Raw genomic sequence first — 7,274 nt, 5'->3', positions numbered from 1 at the left:
TTGGTAATATAAGTAAATTGCAATAAAGCAACTTGACTAAATTCATACCGCTCGGATGGTGCAAATTTCTTGCGCCCCAATACGACATCGCGATTGACTAACCAAGCTTGATAACTCTGGTACGCATATAGAGCAGCCAGCAAGAACCAAATAAAATACATTTGTCCGGCATTCAAGAAGTGCAATTTCTGCTGAGCTAACCGCCATGCTAGTAAACCGAGGGCAAAAATTAGCCCGAAGTTCATAATCAGCAATCCATAGAAATCTTTAGCACTGGTAACTTCCATCGCGCCGTATTTTTTAGGACGCTGGTATTCTTTACCAGGCGGTGTATCGGTGACACTATTGAAGTAGACAACACCGTAAATAGCCGCAACTACGCCAGTAAGTACCATTGTCAGTCGCCAGTTGGCATTCCCACCAGCTAAAAAGGCAGTGCCACCAGCAATTAATGGCAGTGCAAACTCAGCACCGAAAGCTCCAAAGTTACCCCAGCCGCCGTAGATACCCTGCGCCATGCCGATATCTTTGGGTGGAAACCATTCCGACACCATCCGAATCCCCAACACAAAGCCAGAACCGACGATGCCCATCAGCAGGCGGGCAATCACCATTTGATTGAAGTCTTGGGCTAAAGCCGTGGCGATACAGGGAATTACCGCAAACATTAATAGCAGCGAGTAGGTGATGCGAGGGCCATACTTGTCGAGTAAAGCACCGATAATAATCCGTGCGGGAATCGTAATTGCTAAGTTACAAATTAAGAGTGTTTTGATCTGCGACTCATCTAGACTTAATTCTTTACCAATGATGGACGCAAAGGGGGCAAAGTTGAACCAGCAAACGAAGGTGAGAAAGAAGGCAAACCAGGTCAAGTGCAAGGTTCGATACTCATTTTTGAACGAAAGTAATCCCTTTAGCATCAGGCTATAGCCCCAAAGAAAACAACTGAAAAGATCGATTAAACAGTTGTGTCAACTGGTAATAGATTTCAGTATGTTCAAATTACGGGAATGTTGGATCTCAATTGGTAGTTTTTGTTACAGTTTATGAGGTTAATTGCGATAAATGCACGTTTTTAATCCGGATAGCGCATATTTTAAATCCCTGGATCGGAGAAAATACCACATAAATATGTTATCGATCGAGACATACTTGTAAAATCACAACTTTATGGCTAAAACTTCTCTGGTTCAGGGTTTGCGACGTGTTTATCAGATCGCCAGATTTGCCCAGCAGCGAAATCTGACATCAGCAACAGCACTAGAAATATGGGAACTGCGGATTAGTCGTCGTCGTTTGTTGCAAGGATCGCTCGCAGCGACTGGTGCGCTCTCAGCCCTAGCATTGGATCGAAAAGTTGACGCGAGGGTAGCAGCACCAGTATTAATTGTGGGCGCAGGCATTGCCGGATTGACGGCAGCTTATTATTTACATAGATCCGGCATCCCAGTCCGAATTATCGAAGCCAGTAAGCGCGTGGGGGGGAGGATGCTCAGTCAAACCAATGCAATTGGTACCGCAGCTACTGTCGAACTAGGCGGTGAGTTTATCGATTCTGGACATAAAAATATCCGTAATTTAGCTCGGGATCTAGGTTTGGCTGAAGTCGATTTATTTGCCATAGATCGCGGGTTAACTCAGAATATCTGGTTTTTTAAAAACCGATTAGTTAACGAACGAGAATTAATTGCGGCATTTATACCCTTTGTTAAGCAGATCGATCGAGATGTCAAAGCAATTGGTGAAGTCAACTACAAATCAAAAAATCCTCGCGCCATCGAACTCGATCGTACTTCAATTACTAAATATCTCGATCGCTACTGTCCAGACCCAATTTTAAGACGATTTATCGAAGTCGCCTACACTAATGAATATGGATTAGAAGTCAGTCGTCAATCAGCAATTAATTTGCTACTATTAATTGGCAAAGAGCCAGATAAAATTGAAATATTTGGTACGAGCGACCAAAGATACCAAATTCAGGGTGGCAATCAACAAATAGTCGATCGATTAGCCGCCAAGTTTCGCGATCGCATCGAAACTAATACTCAGCTAGAATCAATCCGCAGTAGAGACGATCGCTATCGAGTTAGTCTCAGGCAAAGAGGTGTAAGTAAAGAATATATATTCGATCGAGTCATTCTAGCATTACCATTTAGCGTCCTCAGACGCCTCGACTTAGGTGTTAAATTACCTGCCACAAAACAGGCGGCTATTACAGAAATTGGCTATGGTACGAATGCTAAATTAATTACCAGCTATAGTGATAAGCTATGGCGTAATAAGTATAAGTCTAATGGTGAATCTTTCAGCGATTTAGATACTTGCGAAACTTGGGAATCAAGCAGATATACAGATACCAAAACAGGCATGATTACTAGTTTTAGCGGTGGTAATTTAGGCTTAAGGATAGGTAGATCGAAGCCTGCGGAAGTTGCGAGCAAAGTAACAAATCAATTAGATCTAATTTACCCAGGCGTCAAGAATTTATCTTTAGATCGATCGATTGTTAGTAATTGGATCGATCGCCCCTATTCACGAGGTTCCTACTCCTGTTATTTAGTCGGACAATGGACGAAATTTGCTGGTGTAGAGGGCGAAAGAGTAGGCAATCTCTTTTTCATCGGCGAACACTGTTCGATCGAGGCTCAAGGCTATATGGAAGGTGGCTGCGCGACTGGAATAATAGCAGCAGAAACCATTTTGAAAGAGTTGAATTAATCCCCTCATATCCCCGACTTCTTGGAGCAGTCGGGGATATGTCCCTACCAGTTATTTACGAACACTCGCTTGAGCTTTTGTTTTAGGTGGCTGATGGGCTGATGGACACAAGTCGGCTAATTCACAATCAGGGCAATTAGGTTTTCTCGCATTACAAACAGCCCTCCCGTGATAGATAGTCATAATTGAAAAGTTTTCCCAATCTGCTTGAGGCAAAAACTTCATCAAATCCTGCTCGATTTTAATCGGATCTTGATGCTTGGTTAAACCAATTAAATTAGTCAGCCGTTTGACATGAGTATCGACAGTCACCCCTTGAATATTGCCATACGCATGAGCGGAAACCACATTTGCCGTCTTCCTCGCGACTCCTGGTAATGTGAGTAACTGTTCCATTATTTGGGGAACTTCGCCATCAAACTCCTCAACGATCTTGCGACAAGCGCCTTGAATATTTTTAGCTTTATTGTGATAAAATCCAGTCGATCGCACTAATTCTTCAATATCCAGAATATCGGCATATGCCATCGATCGAGCATCGGGAAATCTGGCAAATAATGCCGGAGTCACTTTATTTACCCGCTCGTCGGTACACTGAGCCGAAAGAATCGTCGCGACTAATAGTTGCACCGGAGTTGTATAATCTAGGCTACAAGTGGCATCTGGATAGAGTCGTTTTAATCTGAGCAACACTTCCAATGCTCGTTTCTTCTTGGATGTCCATTTGCGATCGATAACCATTTCAGAATTTCTACTTAGATGATAAATTGTGAAGAACCATAACTTTGATAATATATAGCTGTAAAGGTTATGATGGTTTTGTCATCGCCAGAGTTTTAAGTTAATCTTCATTAGGGTGTGTTACTCCGCAGGATAACGCACCAACACTCGATAAATCGCTCGCATCTTTTCTAATGTGTGCCCATTCTCGATCGCTTAAAGGTTCGATCTCAAACTCTACCTGAAAATGTTGTCGAGCAGCTTGAGTAAGTGTATCCACAATAATCGGCATACTTAACTGTACGATCGATGCAAGTGGCAAAGAGATAGATTCGCCAAATACTTTTTCAAATAAATCTAAATCTGGATGGAGTCGCATCGAACCATGCTGAAGAATTGCCCCAGATTTAATCAACTGGGCACTCCCAATCAGTTTATAACCATCCGTACAAATTAGATCTGCACTAGTAGCCGTACCGAAACAATTGGGATTGTGAATATACCCCGTTCCTGCCGTACCGTATTGTAGATCGACACCGATCGATCTCCAGCCGTCAATGAGAAATTGACAGATTTGTTGATACACGTCCACCCTTTTACCCACAAATCCCGAACCAATCAGGGCATAAGTTAGATCGCCTTGATGCAATACGCCCCGCCCACCAGTCGGACGTTTGACGATATCTATCGGGACGTGCCATGCTAGCGATCGCCAATGCTCGGGGTAGTGGCGTTGGTGATATCCTATTGAAATCGTCGGCTGCGACCAAGTGTAAAAGCGTAATGTTGGTGGTATCTGTCCTAGAATGTGCTGTTCTAATAACCATCGATCGATCTGCATTTGCATCGTTCCAGTAGTCTCAATCGGTGGGATTAGTCGCCAGATTGTATTTGAATTAGTCAATCACTCGCACTCCAAATTGATAACCCGATTATCTATTCTGCTATATTTACAAGTGGAGTAGTCGCGATTCTCCAAAGGAGAGGCTACGCCAACGGTAGACCGAAAGGAGATAAAGGTTCTTACCAGCAATGGCAAGAAGCTGGAATTGCACCGCAAGTTGTCTTCGAGATTTTATCTCCAGGCAATCGACTAGCAGAAATGCAGCGTAAGTTAAGTTTTTACGATTCTCGTTCCGAGACGCTTTGCGAACGCTATGGCGTCACCGAATATTATATCTATGACCCCGTTGGCGAAGCCTCTCCTTTGGAGCATCGCCCAGTCCCCCAGTCTCCCTATCCCCTATCCCCTACCCGTGCGCTTACCCTTACCTCAATTTAGCATTGGTGCCAAAAACCCCCAGCATATCGCCGAGGTAATCGAGACATCTACCTGTGAATTTTTGGCTCAATGCTTAGAACCAGAAGATCTCAAGCTAGCAATCATGCCTACCTTTGGCAGTATTGTCAAAGCAGCCGATGAGGAAACGGGCAATCAAATTCTCGCTGTGGTTTATCATGCTACCACTGCTCCGATCGATTCCGTCCATCGCGCCCGTGCTTTAGGGATGTCGCTGGATGAATTGCGCGAGGAGCAGCCCCAAATCTTCGCCATGCTCAAAACTGAATTTAAAGCCGCCATCATCGGCTTTGAAGACGATAAGGGGCAAATGTATCAATACCTCCCGCCGCGCCCGCCTCAAATCCACCAGGGGGTCTATCAGTGCGATCCAGAAGAGATTATTAGATTTAGCGAACAGTTAGAATTTTTGCGAACCTTGTTGCAAGTTCAAGGGGCACCTGTCGAGGCACTCACCGCCGCTACTATTCGCGAGATCCATCAGCTCAGAGCGCGAGACAGGTCTTGGCTAGTCACCGCCGGACGTACTGTGAGCCTGATTCTCAAGGATGATTATGACAGGTTGCGCTATGTGTTATCGCAAATTCGGTAAGTTAGTAGAGAGTGGATAGTGAAACCTAGCCAGTAGGGTGGGCACTGCCCACCATCTAAGTTTCAGGCAAAAGCTATCTAATAAATATTTGCGCTTACTTACATTTTGACGATCGTTATTTATACTCTCTTTTTAAAAACCAACTATCCACTATCCACTACTAACTATTCACTAATTCACAAATTAAAAGATGCCAATCGAAGAATCCAAGAACATCGATATCGCACCATACATCGATCATTCCCTGCTCGGGACTGCGACACCTGAAATGGTCGAACAATGGTGTGCAGAAGCCGACAGATTTAACTTTGCGGCGGTGTGTGTCAACCCCTGCTATGTGCGGCAAGTTACCGCTTTATTGCACCAAAAACGCCCCCAGATTTGTACGGTTATCGGTTTCCCGACAGGAGCTACTACGACAGCTAGCAAGCTATATGAGGCGCAGGAGGCGGCAGAAAATGGTGCCCAAGAATTAGATGTAGTAATTAATATCGGCTGGTTAAAAGCCGGGAAAATCGATGACGTGCATCGCGAAATTGCTGAAATCTGCGAATCGACAGGGCTAGGAGTGAAGGCAATTTTGGAGATGTCGCTGCTAACGCCACCAGAACGCGAAATCGCCGCTCAGATTTGCATGGAAGCAGGCGCACGGATGCTCAAAACGGGGACGGGTTGGTGCGGAGCGGTAACGGTAGAAGATGTCCGATTTCTCAAGGATCTTACCAAAGACCAAATCGGCATCAAAGCCGCTGGTGGCATCCGTACACACGATCGAGCGGTAGAATTGATTTTAGCTGGAGCTACTAGGCTCGGAACTTCCTGGGGAATCGAGCTATTGAAACAACGCGAACAGGAATCAAAAGCTGGGGGATAGATCTCTAAACATGGTGAGTTTGTAGTGTAGCTCGATCGTCTATTCGATCTCCTCGCAGTAACGTTAACAGGTAAGGGCGGTGCTTGATGCCCGCCCCTACCTGTTATGCTGCTCATTGACGATCGCTAGATCCCACGCAATGAGATTAGAAATCGCTAAAATTCGCGATCGAGTCTACCATGCGCTTGACTACTTCATCGACGCTGAGTGCGCCTAATTCGCCCTCGATTCGGGTGCGAATGCTAATGGTATTATCTTCGACCTCTTTACCGCCGATGATGCCCACAACGGGGATTTTCTCCTTCTCAGCGTTGCGAACCATCTTCCCTAACCGCTCATTGCTGGTATCGACTTCAGCACGCACGCCGAGGGCGAGTAACTTGGTACAAACATCTTTAGCAAAGGGAATAAAGTCTTGAGCGACTGGTACTAAGCGCATCTGCACCGGAGCCATCCACAAGGGGAAATCACCAGCATACTCTTCGATCAAAATCCCGATTAGGCGTTCGAGCGAACCGAAAGGTGCGCGGTGAATCATTACCGGACGTTGACGGCTGCTATGTTCGTCGATGTACTCTAGTTCAAACCGTTCGGGGAGATTGTAGTCTACTTGGACGGTACCCAATTGCCACTCGCGATCGAGTGCATCACTAAAGATAAAATCAAGTTTAGGGCCATAAAAAGCCGCTTCGCCAATGCCGATAAAATGATCCATGCCCAGCTTTTCCACCGCACGGGTAATCGCGCCTTCGGCTTTGTTCCAAGCATCGTCGGAACCGATATATTTATCAGAAGCTGGATCGCGGAAACTCAGTCTTGCTTTAAAGTTTTTGAGGCGGAGTTTTTCAAACACCGAGAGGATGAGATCGACGACATTTAGAAACTCTTCATCCAATTGTTCGGGAGTCACAAATAGATGCGAGTCATCGACAGTAAAGCCGCGCACCCGAGTCAAACCACCAAGTTCGCCGGATTGCTCATAGCGATAAACAGTCCCAAATTCGGCATACCGAATCGGTAAATCGCGATAGGAGCGCAACTCACTTTGATAGATTTGGATGTGA

7 protein-coding genes and 1 pseudogene are annotated in these 7,274 nt (G+C 45.4%); 4 read left to right on the top strand and 4 right to left on the bottom strand.

What is annotated here, in order from left to right; genetic code table 11:
- A partial coding sequence (locus tag RMO35_RS16540; protein ID WP_396135690.1) for an MFS transporter occupies positions 1 to 923 on the bottom strand: 923 nt, incomplete at its 3' end.
- A gap of 250 nt (positions 924 to 1,173) precedes the next feature.
- On the opposite strand from RMO35_RS16540, the gene RMO35_RS16535 reads away from it, so the two are divergent.
- Positions 1,174 to 2,724, top strand: coding sequence for an NAD(P)/FAD-dependent oxidoreductase (locus RMO35_RS16535; RefSeq protein ID WP_309742415.1), 1,551 nt, complete (start codon positions 1,174 to 1,176; stop codon positions 2,722 to 2,724).
- Positions 2,725 to 2,775: 51 nt separating this feature from the next.
- Here the strand turns inward: RMO35_RS16535 and nth are convergent, their stop codons facing one another.
- A complete protein-coding gene (gene nth, locus RMO35_RS16530; RefSeq protein ID WP_309742414.1) occupies positions 2,776 to 3,465 on the bottom strand; it encodes an endonuclease III in 690 nt (229 codons plus the stop codon).
- A 100-nt stretch (positions 3,466 to 3,565) separates the two neighbouring features.
- Positions 3,566 to 4,348: a biotin/lipoate A/B protein ligase family protein gene (locus tag RMO35_RS16525; protein WP_309742413.1), complete on the bottom strand. Its 783-nt coding sequence runs from the start codon at positions 4,346 to 4,348 to the stop codon at positions 3,566 to 3,568.
- A gap of 87 nt (positions 4,349 to 4,435) precedes the next feature.
- On the opposite strand from RMO35_RS16525, the pseudogene RMO35_RS16520 reads away from it, so the two are divergent.
- From RMO35_RS16520 to deoC, 3 genes and pseudogenes are all read left to right on the top strand, one after another.
- Positions 4,436 to 4,633: pseudogene (locus RMO35_RS16520) on the top strand (Uma2 family endonuclease); the annotation flags it as partial.
- 67 nt (positions 4,634 to 4,700) lie between these two features.
- On the top strand, positions 4,701 to 5,336 hold the full coding sequence (locus RMO35_RS16515; protein ID WP_309742417.1) for an HAS-barrel domain-containing protein: 636 nt from the start codon (positions 4,701 to 4,703) through the stop codon (positions 5,334 to 5,336).
- Positions 5,337 to 5,526: 190 nt separating this feature from the next.
- The gene (deoC, locus tag RMO35_RS16510; RefSeq protein ID WP_309742412.1) at positions 5,527 to 6,210 is read left to right on the top strand and encodes a deoxyribose-phosphate aldolase; all 684 of its coding nucleotides are present in this window, start codon (positions 5,527 to 5,529) and stop codon (positions 6,208 to 6,210) included.
- Between the two features lie 145 nt (positions 6,211 to 6,355).
- On the opposite strand, the gene thrS is transcribed toward deoC, so the two are convergent.
- A partial coding sequence (thrS, locus tag RMO35_RS16505) for a threonine--tRNA ligase (RefSeq protein ID WP_309742411.1) occupies positions 6,356 to 7,274 on the bottom strand: 919 nt, incomplete at its 5' end.

Source organism: Chamaesiphon sp. OTE_20_metabat_361, assembly GCF_031364565.1.
Note: the sequence above shows the minus strand (reverse complement) of the source record. Positions and strands in the feature narration are given on the sequence as shown.

Coding starts and splice junctions, on each gene's coding strand:
- RMO35_RS16535 (WP_309742415.1), top strand. CDS start 1,174: ATGGCTAAAACTTCTCTGGTTCAGGGTTTGCGACGTGTTTATCAGATC.
- nth (WP_309742414.1), bottom strand. CDS start 3,465: ATGGTTATCGATCGCAAATGGACATCCAAGAAGAAACGAGCATTGGAA.
- deoC (WP_309742412.1), top strand. CDS start 5,527: ATGCCAATCGAAGAATCCAAGAACATCGATATCGCACCATACATCGAT.